Raw genomic sequence first — 15,150 nt, forward strand, 5'->3', positions numbered from 1 at the left:
ATTATTTCTTCTTATTCATCATTGCTTTTAAATCAGCAAAGGGATTAAACGTGGCGACGCCCACGTCTTTTTGCGCGTCTTCCCCGGCAACCACGGTGGTACCGTACTGATCCGCTTCGGTGTATTTCGAATGTTCGTGATCGTGGCAAAACAGGCACAGCAGCTCCCAGTTGCTGCCATCTTCCGGGTTGTTGGTATGGTCGTGATCGATATGGTGAACCGTGAGTTCACGCAGATTGGAATAGACAAACTCGCGCGAGCAGCGTCCACACACCCATGGATAGATTTTTAATGCTTTTTCGCGATAGCCGCTTTCCAGCCGCGCGTAGTTTTTGGGGATCAAAGCCATTGCCGGTTTTACCTGCCATAAAAAGAGTGGGGAATATTATATCCCATTATGGAACGTAATGACGAACCCCTCAATTCAATCAATTTATTTGAATCATTCCGTTAAATAAACGCCGTTTATTCTCTCCAGATACTGCGTAAAGTAGATAGTACGCAAAGCATTATCAGGACACATGGTTATGAAAAAGATCGGGTTTTTATCCTTTGGTCACTGGACACCCTCGCCGCAGTCCGGTACGCGCTCGGCGGCAGACACGCTGCTGCAGTCCATCGATTTAGCCGTGGCGGCTGAAGAGCTGGGGGCCGACGGCGCGTACTTCCGCGTGCACCACTTCGCCCGACAGCTTAGCTCGCCTTTCCCTCTGCTGGCCGCCATTGGCGCAAAAACGAAAACCATCGAAATCGGTACGGGCGTCATTGATATGCGCTATGAAAATCCGATGTACATGGCCGAGGATGCGGGCGCGGCGGACCTGATTTCCGGCGGGCGTTTGCAGCTTGGCATCAGCCGGGGCTCTCCGGAGCAGGTAATTGATGGCTGGCGTCATTTCGGCTATGTCCCGCAGGAAGGGGAAAACGAGTCGGATATGGCGCGCCGTCATACCGAGGTGCTGCTTGAGGTGCTGCGCGGTGAAGGGTTTGCCAAACCGAATCCACAGCCGATGTTTCCGAATCCGCCGGGGCTGCTGCGCCTGGAGCCTTATTCAGAAGGGCTGCGCGAGCGGATCTGGTGGGGCGCAGGTTCAAATGCGACGGCCGTATGGGCCGCGAAACTCGGAATGAACCTGCAAAGCTCAACGCTGAAAGACGATGAAACCGGTGAGCCGTTCCATATTCAGCAGGCAAAACAGATCCGCGCGTACCGGCAGGCCTGGAAAGATGCGGGGCACACGCGCGAGCCGCGGGTATCGGTTAGCCGCAGCATTTTTGCACTAATGGACGACCGTGACCGGATGTACTTCGGTGCCAGCCGCAACGACAGCGATAGCGTGGGTTACCTGGATGAGAAAACGCGCGCTATCTTCGGGCGCAGCTATGCCGCGGAGCCTGACAAGCTGGTTGATCAGCTGAAAAAGGACGAGGCGATTGCCGAAGCCGATACGCTCTTACTGACCGTCCCGAACCAGCTGGGTGTGGATTATAATGCGCACGTGATTGAGTCCATTCTCAAGCATGTCGCACCGGCAATGGGCTGGCGCAAGTAGTCGCTTCGCTATCAGCTGTGAGATCGTTATGGAAAGGCCCTCTGGTATCGCCGTTTTGGCGAGCCAGTGGGTACACCGTGACCTTGCTGTACCCACTGGCGGACTGACCGCTATTGATGGCTCATATCGCTCAGCAGCACGGCGATACTTTGCCCACCCGCCGTCTGTTCAAGGCCAATTTTGACGATGATGGTCAGCGGGACGGAGAGCAGCATCCCAACGGGGCCGAGCAGCCAGCCCCAGAATATCAGGGACAAAAAGACCACCAGCGTGGACAGTCCCAGGCCCCGGCCCATCATTCGTGGCTCAAGAATATTACCGAACACCAGATTGATGACCAGATAGCCGGCCAGCAGGATCAGCGCGTCATAAAGCCCGCTGAAAACCAGCACCTGAAGAATAGGGGGGATCGCCGCCAGCACGGACCCGATGTTAGGAATATAGTTAAGCGCGAACGCCAGTAATCCCCAGACGAAGGCAAAGCGAACGTCCAGCGCCAGGAGCATCACCCAGACGACACCGCCCGTGACCAGGCTAATGGCCGTTTTCAGCACCAGATAGCGGGAAACGCTGTCCAGCGCGCGTTGGATCGCCCCCATCCCTTCAGCCGGACGAACCATCATCTGCTGCAGCTTTGCCGGCAGCTGAGGCACCTCCAGCAGCATGAACACCACCGTTAAAAACAGCAGAAAAATAGACGTCATGGCATTGGAAAGCTGCGCCAGCAGGCTGGTGACGATAGTCATGGCCGCATTGGGGTCGATATATTTCAGGAGCTCCTCAACCGAGACTTCGATACCCGCGCGCTGCAGCCAGGGTTCAAGCTGCAGCAGCGGTATCGCCAGCGAAGAGCGGTATTTCGGCAGCGTTCGCGCCAGTTCATTTAGCGAGGTCCCGAGATACGCCACCAGCAAGACCATCGCCACAATAATGATGCTGATAAGCAGCGTGATAGCCAGCACGCGCGGGATGCGCAGGCGCGTCATGCGCTGTACCAGCGGGTTCAGGATCACCGCAATAAACAGCGCCAGAATAAAGGGCACAATAATGTCGGCGGCAAAGCGAACGCCTGTCAGTATAATCACCAGCATGCCCAGCATGATGACAATTTTTAACCCGTTCAGGGTAATGATGGGTTTAGCCATGGTGACTCCGTATTTTTCTTTATATTTATAATAAAGGCGAAAGGCGATGCAATAAACTAACCAAAATCAAACGGGATGGGTAAAGAATTGCAAAGACTTTGAGTAAAATCCTGGCTTATGGTACAAATTTGGTGTGTTTAACTACCGAGGACAATTTTCATCCGCAAAGACGAGAAGCAACAAGGCGGATAATTGTAATTTTATGGACAATCTGTTCAGGACGTACGCTTCAAACAACACCGCTGTATTTTTCACCTCCTTCTTCCTGCTTTCTGGTGAGCAACACTGGCGCACCGCACTATAGTCATATCTTCTGCCTGAGCTGGCGCTAAGCGCTTAGCTGTCTGATTTCAATTCGTATTTTTTGGTTTGCTGCTCGCAGCGGGCCACGATGGATTATATTCTCAAGCAGGAGAAAAACATGTTTTACTGGATTTTATTAGCCCTGGCGATTATCGCTGAAATTACCGGCACGCTGTCGATGAAATGGGCAAGCGTTAGCGATGGCAACACCGGTTTTATTTTAATGCTGGTGATGATTTCACTTTCTTATATTTTCCTCTCGTTTGCGGTGAAGAAAATTGCGCTGGGCGTCGCGTATGCGCTGTGGGAAGGGATCGGTATTTTGTTGATTACGCTGTTCAGCGTGCTGATATTTGACGAAACATTAACAACAATGAAGATCGCCGGGTTAACGACGCTGGTCGCGGGTATTGTGCTGATTAAATCGGGCACCCGTAAGCCTGTCAAACAGCAGAAGGAGCAGAACCATGCAACAGTTTGAGTGGGTTCATGCGGCCTGGCTGGGGCTCGCCATCGTGCTGGAAATTCTGGCGAACGTCCTGCTTAAATTCTCCGATGGTTTTCGCCGTAAAATATACGGCCTGCTGTCAATTGCTGCGGTTCTGGGGGCGTTCAGCGCCCTGTCCCAGGCGGTAAAAGGTATCGATCTGTCGGTGGCCTATGCGCTGTGGGGTGGTTTTGGTATCGCCGCCACGCTGGCTGCAGGCTGGGTGCTCTTCGGCCAGCGTTTAAATAACAAGGGCTGGATAGGGCTCATATTGCTGCTTGCCGGCATGATCATGATAAAACTCGCCTGACAGACCTCAAGCCATTATTTACAGGCAGCGAAATTCGCTGCCTGTATTACTCTTAGAAAAGCAAAACATTGAAGAGGATGGCTGATGTATCGCACATTAAGCTGGCGCAATATTCCCACCGCGAGAACGTTGTTTGCCATGGTCTTCATGGCGGGGATCGGCTTAATCATCTCCATCGTCGCGCTTCTCTATCTTTCCCTGCACCTTATCAGTACGAAAACCAATGAAATTGACGAACACCGCTCGGCGCTTTCCGTGCAGGGTGCCATTCAGACATCGGTTAACCGCGTCTCCTCTCTGGTACTCGATAATGCCGTCTGGGACGATGCGGTGCGGGAGGCCTACCGTTCAGTGCTCGATACCGACTGGTTGTATAACACCTGGGGCGCTGGCTTTAAAATCAACAATCTCTATGACGGTACCTTTGTGCTTGATGAACATTTCAATGTCATCTGGGGATCGTTTCAAAGCCAACACTTCAACGAGACCAACCTCGACTTCTTTGGCAAAGGCCTCAAAGCGCTTATTGACCAGCACAGGCGAGCGCTCTCCGGTGAAAAAAATATCTATGCGGGGATCAGCCAGACGCGCCACGGTGTCGCCTTTGTCGGAATAGGGCTGATTCGCCCGATGGTCGGAAGATTACAGGTGACCGACGGAACGCGCCGCTATCTGGTGATTACCCGTCATCTGAACGCCAAAATATTATCCGACCTGGGGGCGACCTTTCAGATTGATAACCTCAACTATTCTCCAGGCAAAATCAACGATCGCAGCATGCCGCTGCGCAGTGCTGCGGGGGAGTTAGTCGGGTATCTCAACTGGCAGGCGCGGCTTCCGGGCGCGCAGGCCGCTCGGGCGGCATCTTCTGACATCCGGCAGATTGTGGTGCTGGCGTCGGCCCTGATCCTGCTTTTCATTCTGGTGAGCAGCGTGGGGCTCTACAAGCTTGCGCGCGGAGAAAGCCAGGCGCGTCTGGTCGCAAGAACGGACTGGCTAAGTCATCTGCCGAACCGGCGTGCGCTCATCGAGGCGCTGGATCGGGTGAGTTTACGCGGTGATATCGACGTCAAAAGCGTGGTGTTTATCGATCTGGATGGCTTTAAAGACGTGAATGATATCTACGGCCACAGCGTGGGTGACGATCTCATCGTGGCGATTGCGAAAACGCTGAGTGAACGCGTGCCGCCGGGCGGGATGCTGGCGCGAATGGGCGGGGATGAATTTGCCATGACTATCGGCGGTGATAAGGCCGAGGCAGAAGCCACCGCCTTTGCCGTTTCCGTGCTGGATTTTCTCACCACCCCCATTCATCTGGGGGAACGCACCATCCATATTGGTGCCAGCATCGGTATCGCCAGCGGAACCCTGATTGAGTGCAACAGCACCGAGCTGTTTCGCCGCGCCGATATTGCCATGTATCACGCCAAAATGAGCGGGAAAGGGCGTATCACCCACTACGACGCGGAGCTGAACAGCGCCAGGGAACGCAAGCTGGCGATTGAAAATCAGATCCGCCACGGTCTGGAGCGCGATGAGTTTGAGGTCTGGTATCAGCCGATTATTGACGCCCGCAGCCAGAAAATGAGCAGCGTCGAAGCGCTGGTCCGCTGGCCGCGTCGCCCGGACGGGCCGCTAGGCCCGGATACCTTTATCGCCATTGCGGAAACCAGCGGTTTGATTTACAAACTGGGCCAGTTTGTTCTGCAGCGGGCCTGCCAGGATCTGCAGCCGTACGGTGACTTAAAGCTCTCCGTGAATATCTCTCCCGCACAATTTCGCGATCCTGCCTTCGAAGAAAAAGTGGCCAGCGTGCTGGAGACCACCCGTTTCCCGGCTAACAGGCTCCAGCTTGAGGTCACGGAGTCCTATGTGCTGGAAAATCCTGAGCGTGCCCGCATGGCAATCGCCAATCTTAAAGCGCTGGGCACCGCGGTGGCGCTGGATGACTTTGGCACCGGTTATTCAAGCATTGGGTATTTGCGGCGTTTTAACTTCGACACCATCAAGATTGATAAATCGCTGGCCGGGCTGGTGGATAACGATGAACAGGCGGCCGCGCTGGTGAGCGGCACGGTGCGGATCGCCAATGCGCTGGGCATGGCGGTGGTCGCAGAAGGGGTAGAAACCGAGAAGCAAATGAAACTGCTGCGGCTGGCTGGCTGCGATCAACTGCAGGGTTTTTGGTTCAGCCAGCCGATGCCGATTGAGTCAATCAGGGCGTTACATCAGGTCAGAAGGTGTTGATTTACTGCTGTGCCAGCGCTTCGAGCTGGTCGCGGAAACCGGTAACGGACAGGGCCCGGTTATCTGCGCGCCATCTGTCTTTCGCCGCCGGTGCAGAGCTCTGGACACCGATCAACTGCCAGCCCTTATCCGTTTTCAACATCAACGGTGAGCCGCTATCGCCCGGCAGCGTATCGCACTGATGCGAAAGCACGCTGGTTTGCGCCCAGCCCGTCACAATACAGTCGGTATGCGTATAAAGCGTATCCAGATGATCGACAGGGTAGCCTGATTGGGTCACCTTCCGGTCGGCGGCTTTCAGCGCGGCGGTGAGGGCGGCTTTGTCGCCGTCAAATAACGGCAACGGCGTAATGCCGGAAGGCGGGTAGCGTAAAATGATCAGACCAAAATCCCATGAGGCGGCCGCCGGTGGCACTATCCAGCCGTCACCATCCGGTTTCAGGCGCTTGCCAAGAGAGGGATCAACCCGGCCTTCAATGCCGTGAATTTCATAGCGCCAGATGCCTTTTTGCGACACAAATCGCAAGGCAACCGCTTTATCCGGCTTGCCGTTTGGTGGGGTTAGCAGACAGTGGCCTGCCGTCAGGGCAAGCTGCGGGGTGATCAGTGTTGCAGTACATAAGTTACCGCTGGCGGTTTCCAGTTGGCCTATAGCGTCCCAGGGTGCCTGGGTCGGGTCGGTGACGCGCGTGCGATCGTCATGACCGAAAAAAAGCGTCTTTAGCTCTTTCGCGCTAATGGTGTCATCACCGCCATCATCCGCATGTGAAAATCCAGAAAAAAGACCAAACGTTCCCAGTAACAACACAACAGATTTACGCATATCACACTCTGGTGGGGGTAATTATGATTATTAAAAGTGAACCCTATGAAAATACTATAGACGGGACAGCGCTAAAGTGGGAGTAAAATCAGCGTGCTACAATCAGGAAAGATAAAAATGGCTTGCGATGAGCGCGCATAAAATAAGCAGGATCAGAATCAGCTCAAACCGATAGCGTCGCAGCATACGCCCTCCGGATAAAAAAAACGGCGCGGAACCTGTTCCGGTTCAGCGCCGGTTTACCAACGTGCCCCGTAAGGCACGGTTAAGCTTGTACTCTTACGCAGCTGGCTGTGCAGCTGGTTTAGCAGCTTCGTGTTTTACTGCTTTTTTGTGATGCTTTTTAGCAGCCTGAGCTTTCTGTTCTACGGCCGGTTTGGTCGCTTTTTTGTGTTTGTGGTGCTTTTTAGCAGCCTGCGCTTTCTGCTCTACAGCCGGTTTAGCGGCTTTTTTGTGGTGTTTTTTGGCAGCCTGAGCTTTTTGCTCGGTTGGTGCTGCGGTTGCTGGTGCAGCGGCTTCTTTTTTCGCTGCAGCTTTGTGGTGTTTCTTATGGTGAACCGCTTTTGCTGGCGCAGCGGTGGTGGTTGCAGCAGGCGCGGCAGCCGGTGCAGCAGTTGCGGTAGTGTCAGCAGCAAATGCAGCAGAAGACAGACCCATAGCAGCGGCAACAACCAGAGCTAATACTTTATTCATTCTCATACCCTCGAATTTGGTTTTTCATTTAACCCCACTGCGGGGCCGTTGAAATAACTATATCCCTGTAAACTCGGGGTTTCCGTGAGTGATTGGTATCGGCGTGTAACGGAATGTACAGAGGGGAAAAAAGGTGTACGAACAGGCACGTTCGTACACGCGAGGGCTATTTCTTTAGCGCAGCCAGAATTGCAGCCGGTGGCTGGCTGCCAATAATCGAGCGTGATTCTGGCTCGATGACCACCATGAACGGTGTGATGTTGATGCCCAGCCTTTCAGCCAGAGCAGACTGGCGAGTGACCCGGTCGGAACAGGCAGGCGTTGTTTCGTTATCCGGTAAAAATCCCGTCATCGCTTTCTGCAGGCTTTTGACCTTATCGGTTGAACACCAGACGCGCCCCATATCCTCAATGACCGAGTCGCGAATAGGTTTAGGGGCAACGGTCAGAAACGACATGGTCAAGCCGGCATCCGTATACTGCTTCACGTTTTTCACCACGTTGCTGCAGTAAACGCACTGGTTATCAATAAACACCAGCAGCTTGTATTTTTCTGCGGGAGCCTGAAATGTGATGGGCTGGAGATCTGCGAGAGAACGGGTGATATCGTTATATGCTTCTAGCGGGGTGTTATCCGTGGCGGCGAAGGTACTTAAACTCGTCGCGCACAGTACGGCTAACGCCATCGTTTTCATTATGCCTTTCATTATTCATCCCTTTATTTATTTTTTAACCCTGGCCTGATAGCGGTTTAATTATGTAGCCAGGATTAAACTACATACCTCAAGTGAGATCGCAAAGGAATGTGCAGAATCATATTCTTATGTAGAAGAGCAAAGAAATTGCCGGAGCGCACTCCGGCAGGGGGGAATTACAAATAACGGGAGGTCAAATGTTCGCGGAAGTAGCGGATATTCAGATCTTCACCCGTCGCCTGGGTAATTAACTGCGACGTGGTAAAGCGGCTACCGTGCTGCCAGATGTTCTGACGCAGCCAGTCGAAGAGGGCGGAAAAATCGCCCTCTGCAATGGAGGCCTGTAGACCCGGCAGCGCGGTACTGGCGGCGTGGAACAGCTGCGCGGCATACATAGCTCCCAGCGTATAAGACGGGAAGTAACCAAAACCGCCGTCGGTCCAGTGAATATCCTGCATACAGCCGTTGCGGTAGTTGTCTTTGGTTGATAACCCAAGCCAGGCCTGCATCTTCTCATCCCACAGGGCGGGAATATCGTCCACCTCGATTTCGCCGTTGATCAGCGCTCGCTCAATCTCATAGCGCAGCACCACGTGTGCCGGGTAGCTCACTTCGTCCGCATCGACGCGGATATAGCCCGGTTTTACGCGCTGGTTCCAGGCAATAAAGTTCTCTTCGCTGAACGCCGCCTGGCTGCCAAAGCGGGCATGTACCGCAGGGAGAAGATGTTTGAGGAAGGCTTCACTGCGTCCCAGCTGCATCTCAAAGAACAGGCTCTGCGATTCATGGATCGCGGTTGAGCGGGCCAGCGCAATCGGCTGTCCTGCCCACGCGCGCGGCAGGTTTTGTTCGTAGCGCGCGTGTCCGGTTTCGTGGATCACGCCAAACAGCGCGCTGAGCAGCTCATCCTCGTCATAGCGCGTGGTGATCCGCACGTCCTCCGGTACGCCGCCGCAGAACGGGTGCGCACTGACATCCAGGCGACCGCCGTTAAAATCGAAGCCGAGCATCTTCATGGCTTCCAGGCCCAGCTCGCGCTGTGTTGCGGTCGGGAAGGGACCTTGCGGGGGAACAAACGACCGTTGAGCCTGTTTTTCCACCACGTTTGCCAGCAGGTCCGGTAGCCAGGATTTCATATCACCGAACAGAACGTCCAGACGGGCGCTGGTCATGTCGGGCTCAAAAATATCCAGCAGCGCATCGTAAGGTGTACACCCTTTGGCTTCGGCCCGCAGACGAGCCTCTTCGCGGCTGAGCTTGACCACCTCTTTCAGATTGGCGGAAAAACCCTGCCAGTCGTTAGCGGGGCGCTGAGTGCGCCAGGCATGTTCACACTTGCTGCCCGCGAGGGATTTGGCTTCCACCAGCGATTCCGGCAGCAGCGAGGCCTGCTGATATTGACGCGTCATTTCGCGCAGGTTGGCCTGTTCAACGTCATTCAGATCTTCACCTGCCGCTGCAGTCAGCAGGTCGGCCACTTTTTTATCGGTCAGGATCTGGTGTTGCAGGACGCTCATCTCCGCCAGCGCCTCACCGCGTGCGGCACTGCCACCTGGCGGCATCATCGTAAACATGTCCCAGCTGGCGATGGAGGAGAGGTGGGAGAAGCGGGAGAGGCGCTGGAAGGTGCGGGTGAGTTGTTGATAAGCCGATGTTTTTTCCATTCTTGTTCTTCCTTATCGTGTTGGGAGTGTTCAGGGAGTGTAACGTGATTCAGGGAGGATTAATGCATTTTTGATACAAGGGGCGCGAAGCCCCTTATCAGTCAGTCGTAGAGCCACTTGCCTGCTTTTGCGGACTCTGCAAACATTCTTACGGTCAACGGGATGCGGGTTGCTTCAACTTCTTCCCGCTTCAGCTTGAACCAGCGATCTAACAATGGGGTATTCTGCCAGGGAAAATAACGAGACCAGTTCACGCCAGACAAATCCACGTTAAACTCTTTCTCGTATCGGTTTAATGCATCATGAAAGTCATCCCCCGGGGAACCAAATAAATCAGAATCAAGTTCCAGAGGAACTTCTTTCCAGTCTTTATCCAGATAGCCAGGAATTTCATCCCGAAACATAAATAACACGTCGTCTACGATGCTCATCAGAAAAATGTCCACGCTATGCGGTCTTTTGGTCGTGCAATCAAATTGTATTTTTCTTGCGTACGTGTTGAAACTCGATGAAGAGTCAGTGCAAGCGAGGTCCATCCTAGCCAGGGGATGTAACGACCAATTACCGCAGCGAGTTTGTTAGTTGGCTGCATTCTGACTCCAACGGGAGTGGGAATTTTAATCCCGAAAGGGAGACGTGCGTCCCGTAAAATTATTCGCGCGTACTTTGAAACAACGCTCGTCCCCAGGATAGCGCCTTCAGGTTTTGCCCGAGTACCTAGCCATGGTTGCCCGCCCAAAATAGCCGCGCCTGAAACGGCATCTATCCCCAACTCCATACAGAACTCCTCCAGAAAAATGATCTCAAGTAACTCACCTGGAGTGAGGTTTGAATGGCCTCTGTAGAAGTAGGTTCCGTTAATCTCTTCCGTAGTATCCATACCAATACCCCAGTTACGCTGTCGCCCGTTCATTCCATGCGTCAGAGAAAATGATATTGCCGTCGTTATGTTTCCACGTAATTTTCTCATAGCGCAATTCAACCGTTTCGAGGTGGTTGTTATTATTATCGCCCGGCGCGGCCATTGCAGGTGATACCGAAACAATCCGCACGCCTTCCAGAAGAATATTGAAGTACTCTGCTTCAAGACCTGCGTCATTAATCTTATAGAATTTGAGTTCGGCTTTTTGTAGAGCCTGACCTGTCGCGACCGCTTTATAGAGATAGGGTGATGAGTAATCGAATTCCTTTACGATCATCATCGGGGAGTGGATGCGTTTACCCGTAGGTTTACCTGTCAGGTTATCGGTCGGAGTCGAAAGATTGTGGTGAAATCCTTTGAACTCAATGCTGTATTCCCTGTGCTGCACATCACAACCACCTTTAATCAGTGCACCACCGTCATCGAATAACCACATATTGCCTGGAATAGCCATTTTAAAACCCTTCTTTTCTTAGGATGGAGTCGATGAGCTTACAAAAAGAGGGAGGGGCGATAAATGCACGAAATGGCTATAATTAATTGATTTTTATTAATTTTAAATTAAGCGTGACTAACGTAAGAAACGACCCCCCGCACAATTACGCTCATGCGGGGGATAGCGTTTGTTTATTTCAAACGCTGATGCAAACTCCCCCCCACCAGCAGCGCCGCGCACAGCATCAGCGCAATAAACCCGCCCACACCGTTCCAGCCGTAGTTATGCCAGAACACACCGCCGAGCGTCCCGGCGATGCTGGAACCCAGGTAATAGCTAAACAGATACAGCGACGATGCCTGTCCTTTGGCGCGACGCGCGCGCGGACCAATCCAGCTGCTGGCGACCGAGTGGGCGGCGAAGAACCCCGCTGAGAAGAGCAGCATTCCAGCAAAAATTAGCCACAGGGAGGAGAAGAGCGTCAGCAGCAGGCCGAGCAGCATCATCGCCGTGAAGAACAGCATGACCGGACCGCGCCCATAGCGTGCGGTCATCGCCCCGGCTTTCGGCGAACTCCAGGTGCCGGTCAGGTACGCCACGGAAAGCAGGCCGACCACCGCCTGGCTCAGATGCCACGGGGAGAGCATCAGGCGATAGCCAATATAGTTAAACAGCGTGACGAAGGAGCCCATCAGCAGGAAGCCTGCCAGAAACAGGCGCGGCAGCCCCTTGTCGCGCCAGTGCAGGCGGAAGTTGATAAACAGCGTTTTTGGGCGCAGGGAGGTAGGACGGAAATGACGAGACTCCGGCAGAATTTTCCAGAACATCAGGGCTGATGCCAGCGCGAAACAGCCGATGACCGCCAGCGCAATACGCCAGTTAAAGAAGTCCGTGAACACCCCGCTCAGGAGGCGTCCGCTCATACCGCCAATCGAGTTTCCGCTGATGTAAAGCCCCATAGAAAAGGCAACAAAGCTCGGGTGGATCTCCTCGCTAAGATAGGTCATCCCGACCGCTGCCACGCCGCTGAGCGATAACCCAATCAGCGCGCGCATCACAAGAATACCGTGCCAGCTGGTCATCATGGTCGAAAGTAACGTACAGACCGAGGCCAGCATCAGGGCGGTCACCATCACCGGTTTACGGCCAATGGCATCGGACAGCGGGCCGGTAAAGAGCAGGCCAATCGCCAGCATACCGGTAGAAATGGAGAGGGAAATGCTGCTGCTGGCAGGCGATACGCCAAACTCATGAGAGAGCACGGGCAGGATCGGCTGAACGCAATAGAGCAGGGCGAAAGTGGCCAGACCGGCGGAAAAGAGCGCCAGCGTGACGCGCATAAATTGGGGGGTACCACGTTTAATGAACTGAACCGGCTGCAATGTTGCAGGTAAATCATTGATATCTCTGGCCGGATCGATATCAATAGTAGTTGTACGACTCACACAGTTTCCTTGCTTAAACATCCCCGTGATTTCTGGTGACGGGTATGACCACATGTTCAGGGTAGGAAAATGTAAATATTCTGTCTAATATATTAATAATCTCAAATGATACTTTAAAAATATGAATATCGAGCTGCGTCATCTTCGCTACTTTGTCGCCGTCGCTGAAGAGCTGCATTTTGGCCGCGCGGCGGCGCGGCTGAATATCTCTCAGCCACCGTTAAGCCAGCAGATTCAGATCCTTGAACAGCAGGTCGGGGCGCGTCTACTGGCCCGCACTAACCGCAGCGTGAGCCTGACGGCGGCGGGAAAGCAGTTTCTGAACGACAGCCGACAAATCCTGAGCATGGTCGAGGATGCAGCCGCCCGGGCAGAACGGCTGTATCTCGGGGAAGCCGGAGAGCTGCGAATCGGGTTTACCTCATCCGCACCGTTTATCAGCGCCGTCTCGGAGACCCTGTCGTCATTCCGTCGTCACTTTCCGGATGTTCATATTCAGACGCGTGAAATCAACACCCGCGAGCAGATTGCACCGCTGAATGAAGGTTCTTTGGATCTGGGGCTGATGCGTAATACCCAGCTGCCGGACACGCTGGCGTGGGAGGTGATCCTGCGCGAACCGCTGATGGCCATGATCCCACACGATCACCCGCTGGCGTCGCGTCCGTCGGTTTCGCTGGCAGAGCTCGCAAAAGAGCCGTTCGTCTTTTTTGACCCGCAGGTCGGGACGGGGCTGTATGACGATATTCTGGGTCTGATGCGCCGCTACGATCTTGCTCCTGTCATCACCCAGGAAGTCGGGGAAGCGATGACCATTATTGGTCTGGTCGCCGCCGGGCTGGGCGTGTCTATTCTCCCGGCCTCCTTTAAACGGGTACAATTACGCGAAATGCGCTGGGTGACCATCGCCGAAGAGGATGCCGTTTCAGAGATGTGGCTGGTCTGGTCAAAACATCGTGAACAGGGCCATGCCGCACAGCGCTTCAAACAGCAGCTAATTAACGCCTCTGCTGGCCGATATTTTCAGGCGAAAGGGGGTAAAAATGTGCGGTAAATCACATGGCTAAGTAAATATTTGACGGCAGCCATGCAAGTGCTTCACCATAGCCAACAGTTTATTTCGAAGCTCGAAAATAAGGGAGTACGAGGTGGTTGCTGATAGTCAGCCAGGGCACATCGATCAGATTAAGCAGACCAACGCCGGCGCGGTATATCGCCTGATTGATCAGCTTGGTCCGGTTTCGCGTATCGATCTTTCGCGCCTGGCACAGCTGGCACCCGCCAGTATCACCAAGATTGTCCGCGAAATGCTGGAAGCGCACCTGGTTCAGGAAACGGAAATTCAGGAGCCGGGCAGCCGTGGCCGTCCGGCCGTCGGGCTGGTGGTCGAGACGGAAGCGTGGCACTACCTGTCGCTGCGCATCAGTCGGGGCGAGATCTTCCTCGCACTGCGCGATCTGAGCAGCAAGCTGGTGGTGGAAGACCGGCTTGAACTGCCCCTCAACGCGGAAGAACCGCTCCTCGACGCGATTGTCACTCACATCGATCACTTCTTTATTCGCCATCAGCAGCGGCTTGAGCGCTTAACGGCGATTGCCATCACTATGCCGGGCATTATTGATACCGAGAATGGCATCGTTCACCGCATGCCGTTTTATGACGATGTCAAAGAGATGCCGCTGGGCGAAGTACTGAAAAACCACACCGGCGTGCCGGTCTATATTCAGCATGACATCAGCGCCTGGACCATGGCCGAGGCGCTGTTTGGCGCATCCCGCGGTGCGCGGGATGTGATTCAGGTGGTCATCGACCATAACGTCGGGGCGGGCGTGATCACCGACGGACGTCTTCTCCACGCCGGAAGCAGCAGCCTGGTGGAAATTGGCCACACCCAGGTCGACCCGTACGGCAAGCGCTGCTACTGCGGGAACCACGGCTGTCTGGAGACCATTGCCAGCGTGGAAAGCGTGCTGGAGCTGGCGCAGGTGAGGCTCGGCCAGTCCATGAGCTCCTCGCTGCACGGACAACCCTTAACGGTGGATTCCCTCTGCGCCGCAGCGCGCCAGGGCGATCTGCTGGCGAAGGACATTATTACCGGCGTGGGGAATAACGTTGGCCGCATTCTGGCCATTATGGTGAACCTCTTTAACCCGCAAAAAATCCTCATTGGCTCGCCGCTCAGCCAGGCGGCGGAGATCTTATTCCCGGCGATCTCGGCCTGTATCCATCAGCAGTCGCTTCCCGCCTACAGCAAAAATATTGCGGTAGAAAGCACCCAGTTTTCCAACCAGGGTACGATGGCCGGCGCGGCGCTGGTCAAAGACGCCATGTATAACGGCTCGCTGTTGATCCGCCTGTTACAGGGTTAACTCTTTTCCGCAGATGTAAGAAAAATTGCGCTATCTCAAGCCGGGTAGCGCACGCATCC

At 54.2% G+C, this 15,150-nt stretch carries 17 protein-coding genes; 7 read left to right on the plus strand and 10 right to left on the minus strand.

Annotated features, from left to right (window positions below; translation table 11 throughout):
- Window position 1 precedes the first annotated feature (1 nt).
- Window positions 2-349 carry an HNH nuclease YajD gene (gene yajD, locus E3U32_RS19465; protein WP_006808895.1) on the minus strand — a complete coding sequence of 116 codons (348 nt, stop codon included), beginning with the start codon at window positions 347-349 and terminating at the stop codon, window positions 2-4.
- 178 nt (window positions 350-527) lie between these two features.
- Between yajD and E3U32_RS19470 the strand changes: the two genes are divergently transcribed.
- Window positions 528-1,553, plus strand: a complete 1,026-nt coding sequence (locus tag E3U32_RS19470; RefSeq protein ID WP_134350078.1) for an LLM class flavin-dependent oxidoreductase — start codon at window positions 528-530, stop codon at window positions 1,551-1,553.
- Window positions 1,554-1,663: 110 nt separating this feature from the next.
- Here the strand turns inward: E3U32_RS19470 and E3U32_RS19475 are convergent, their stop codons facing one another.
- Entirely contained in the window at window positions 1,664-2,698 is a 1,035-nt protein-coding gene (locus E3U32_RS19475) for an AI-2E family transporter (protein ID WP_134350079.1), read from the minus strand.
- A 133-nt stretch (window positions 2,699-2,831) separates the two neighbouring features.
- On the opposite strand from E3U32_RS19475, the gene E3U32_RS23980 reads away from it, so the two are divergent.
- From E3U32_RS23980 to E3U32_RS19490, 4 genes are all read left to right on the plus strand, one after another.
- Complete coding sequence (locus E3U32_RS23980; RefSeq protein WP_435659352.1) at window positions 2,832-3,002, plus strand: protein YdgV; 171 nt, start codon at window positions 2,832-2,834, stop codon at window positions 3,000-3,002.
- A 117-nt stretch (window positions 3,003-3,119) separates the two neighbouring features.
- Window positions 3,120-3,482, plus strand: coding sequence for a multidrug/spermidine efflux SMR transporter subunit MdtJ (mdtJ, locus tag E3U32_RS19480; protein WP_134350080.1), 363 nt, complete (start codon window positions 3,120-3,122; stop codon window positions 3,480-3,482).
- Complete coding sequence (mdtI, locus tag E3U32_RS19485; protein ID WP_047348730.1) at window positions 3,469-3,798, plus strand: multidrug/spermidine efflux SMR transporter subunit MdtI; 330 nt, start codon at window positions 3,469-3,471, stop codon at window positions 3,796-3,798. Before mdtJ ends, mdtI begins: the two co-directional genes overlap by 14 nt.
- An 84-nt stretch (window positions 3,799-3,882) precedes the next feature.
- On the plus strand, window positions 3,883-6,045 hold the full coding sequence (locus E3U32_RS19490) for a bifunctional diguanylate cyclase/phosphodiesterase (RefSeq protein WP_134350081.1): 2,163 nt from the start codon (window positions 3,883-3,885) through the stop codon (window positions 6,043-6,045).
- A gap of 1 nt (window position 6,046) precedes the next feature.
- Here E3U32_RS19490 and E3U32_RS19495 read toward each other — a convergent pair whose 3' ends face one another.
- From E3U32_RS19495 to E3U32_RS19530, 8 genes are all read right to left on the minus strand, one after another.
- Window positions 6,047-6,868, minus strand: a complete 822-nt coding sequence (locus E3U32_RS19495) for a trypsin-like serine peptidase (RefSeq protein WP_134350082.1) — start codon at window positions 6,866-6,868, stop codon at window positions 6,047-6,049.
- A gap of 279 nt (window positions 6,869-7,147) precedes the next feature.
- Entirely contained in the window at window positions 7,148-7,561 is a 414-nt protein-coding gene (gene asr, locus E3U32_RS19500) for an acid resistance repetitive basic protein Asr (RefSeq protein ID WP_059311270.1), read from the minus strand.
- Between the two features lie 166 nt (window positions 7,562-7,727).
- Window positions 7,728-8,267 (minus strand): thioredoxin fold domain-containing protein, encoded by a 540-nt coding sequence (locus E3U32_RS19505; protein ID WP_166790963.1) that lies wholly within the window; start codon window positions 8,265-8,267, stop codon window positions 7,728-7,730.
- A 164-nt stretch (window positions 8,268-8,431) separates the two neighbouring features.
- On the minus strand, window positions 8,432-9,919 hold the full coding sequence (locus tag E3U32_RS19510; RefSeq protein WP_134350084.1) for a carboxypeptidase M32: 1,488 nt from the start codon (window positions 9,917-9,919) through the stop codon (window positions 8,432-8,434).
- 101 nt (window positions 9,920-10,020) lie between these two features.
- On the minus strand, window positions 10,021-10,350 hold the full coding sequence (locus E3U32_RS19515) for a DUF1493 family protein (protein ID WP_134350085.1): 330 nt from the start codon (window positions 10,348-10,350) through the stop codon (window positions 10,021-10,023).
- A complete protein-coding gene (locus E3U32_RS19520) occupies window positions 10,350-10,799 on the minus strand; it encodes an STM2901 family protein (RefSeq protein WP_134350086.1) in 450 nt (149 codons plus the stop codon). Before E3U32_RS19520 ends, E3U32_RS19515 begins: the two co-directional genes overlap by 1 nt.
- 13 nt (window positions 10,800-10,812) lie before the next feature.
- Window positions 10,813-11,295, minus strand: coding sequence for an Hcp family type VI secretion system effector (locus E3U32_RS19525; protein WP_047742055.1), 483 nt, complete (start codon window positions 11,293-11,295; stop codon window positions 10,813-10,815).
- Between the two features lie 173 nt (window positions 11,296-11,468).
- On the minus strand, window positions 11,469-12,722 hold the full coding sequence (locus tag E3U32_RS19530; RefSeq protein ID WP_134350087.1) for an MFS transporter: 1,254 nt from the start codon (window positions 12,720-12,722) through the stop codon (window positions 11,469-11,471).
- Window positions 12,723-12,843: 121 nt separating this feature from the next.
- On the opposite strand from E3U32_RS19530, the gene E3U32_RS19535 reads away from it, so the two are divergent.
- On the plus strand, window positions 12,844-13,776 hold the full coding sequence (locus E3U32_RS19535) for a LysR family transcriptional regulator (RefSeq protein ID WP_134350088.1): 933 nt from the start codon (window positions 12,844-12,846) through the stop codon (window positions 13,774-13,776).
- A 94-nt stretch (window positions 13,777-13,870) separates the two neighbouring features.
- A complete protein-coding gene (gene mlc / locus E3U32_RS19540) occupies window positions 13,871-15,091 on the plus strand; it encodes a sugar metabolism global transcriptional regulator Mlc (RefSeq protein ID WP_134350089.1) in 1,221 nt (406 codons plus the stop codon).
- The last annotated feature ends 59 nt before the right edge of the window (window positions 15,092-15,150 follow it).

Origin of the sequence: Lelliottia nimipressuralis (assembly GCF_004402045.1) — a bacterium.
GTDB lineage: Bacteria > Pseudomonadota > Gammaproteobacteria > Enterobacterales > Enterobacteriaceae > Enterobacter > Enterobacter chinensis.

Coding starts and splice junctions, on each gene's coding strand:
- yajD (WP_006808895.1), bottom strand. CDS start 349: ATGGCTTTGATCCCCAAAAACTACGCGCGGCTGGAAAGCGGCTATCGC.
- E3U32_RS19470 (WP_134350078.1), top strand. CDS start 528: ATGAAAAAGATCGGGTTTTTATCCTTTGGTCACTGGACACCCTCGCCG.
- E3U32_RS19475 (WP_134350079.1), bottom strand. CDS start 2,698: ATGGCTAAACCCATCATTACCCTGAACGGGTTAAAAATTGTCATCATG.
- mdtJ (WP_134350080.1), top strand. CDS start 3,120: ATGTTTTACTGGATTTTATTAGCCCTGGCGATTATCGCTGAAATTACC.
- mdtI (WP_047348730.1), top strand. CDS start 3,469: ATGCAACAGTTTGAGTGGGTTCATGCGGCCTGGCTGGGGCTCGCCATC.
- E3U32_RS19490 (WP_134350081.1), top strand. CDS start 3,883: ATGTATCGCACATTAAGCTGGCGCAATATTCCCACCGCGAGAACGTTG.
- E3U32_RS19495 (WP_134350082.1), bottom strand. CDS start 6,868: ATGCGTAAATCTGTTGTGTTGTTACTGGGAACGTTTGGTCTTTTTTCT.
- asr (WP_059311270.1), bottom strand. CDS start 7,561: ATGAATAAAGTATTAGCTCTGGTTGTTGCCGCTGCTATGGGTCTGTCT.
- E3U32_RS19505 (WP_166790963.1), bottom strand. CDS start 8,267: ATGAAAGGCATAATGAAAACGATGGCGTTAGCCGTACTGTGCGCGACG.
- E3U32_RS19510 (WP_134350084.1), bottom strand. CDS start 9,919: ATGGAAAAAACATCGGCTTATCAACAACTCACCCGCACCTTCCAGCGC.
- E3U32_RS19515 (WP_134350085.1), bottom strand. CDS start 10,350: ATGAGCATCGTAGACGACGTGTTATTTATGTTTCGGGATGAAATTCCT.
- E3U32_RS19520 (WP_134350086.1), bottom strand. CDS start 10,799: ATGGATACTACGGAAGAGATTAACGGAACCTACTTCTACAGAGGCCAT.
- E3U32_RS19525 (WP_047742055.1), bottom strand. CDS start 11,295: ATGGCTATTCCAGGCAATATGTGGTTATTCGATGACGGTGGTGCACTG.
- E3U32_RS19535 (WP_134350088.1), top strand. CDS start 12,844: ATGAATATCGAGCTGCGTCATCTTCGCTACTTTGTCGCCGTCGCTGAA.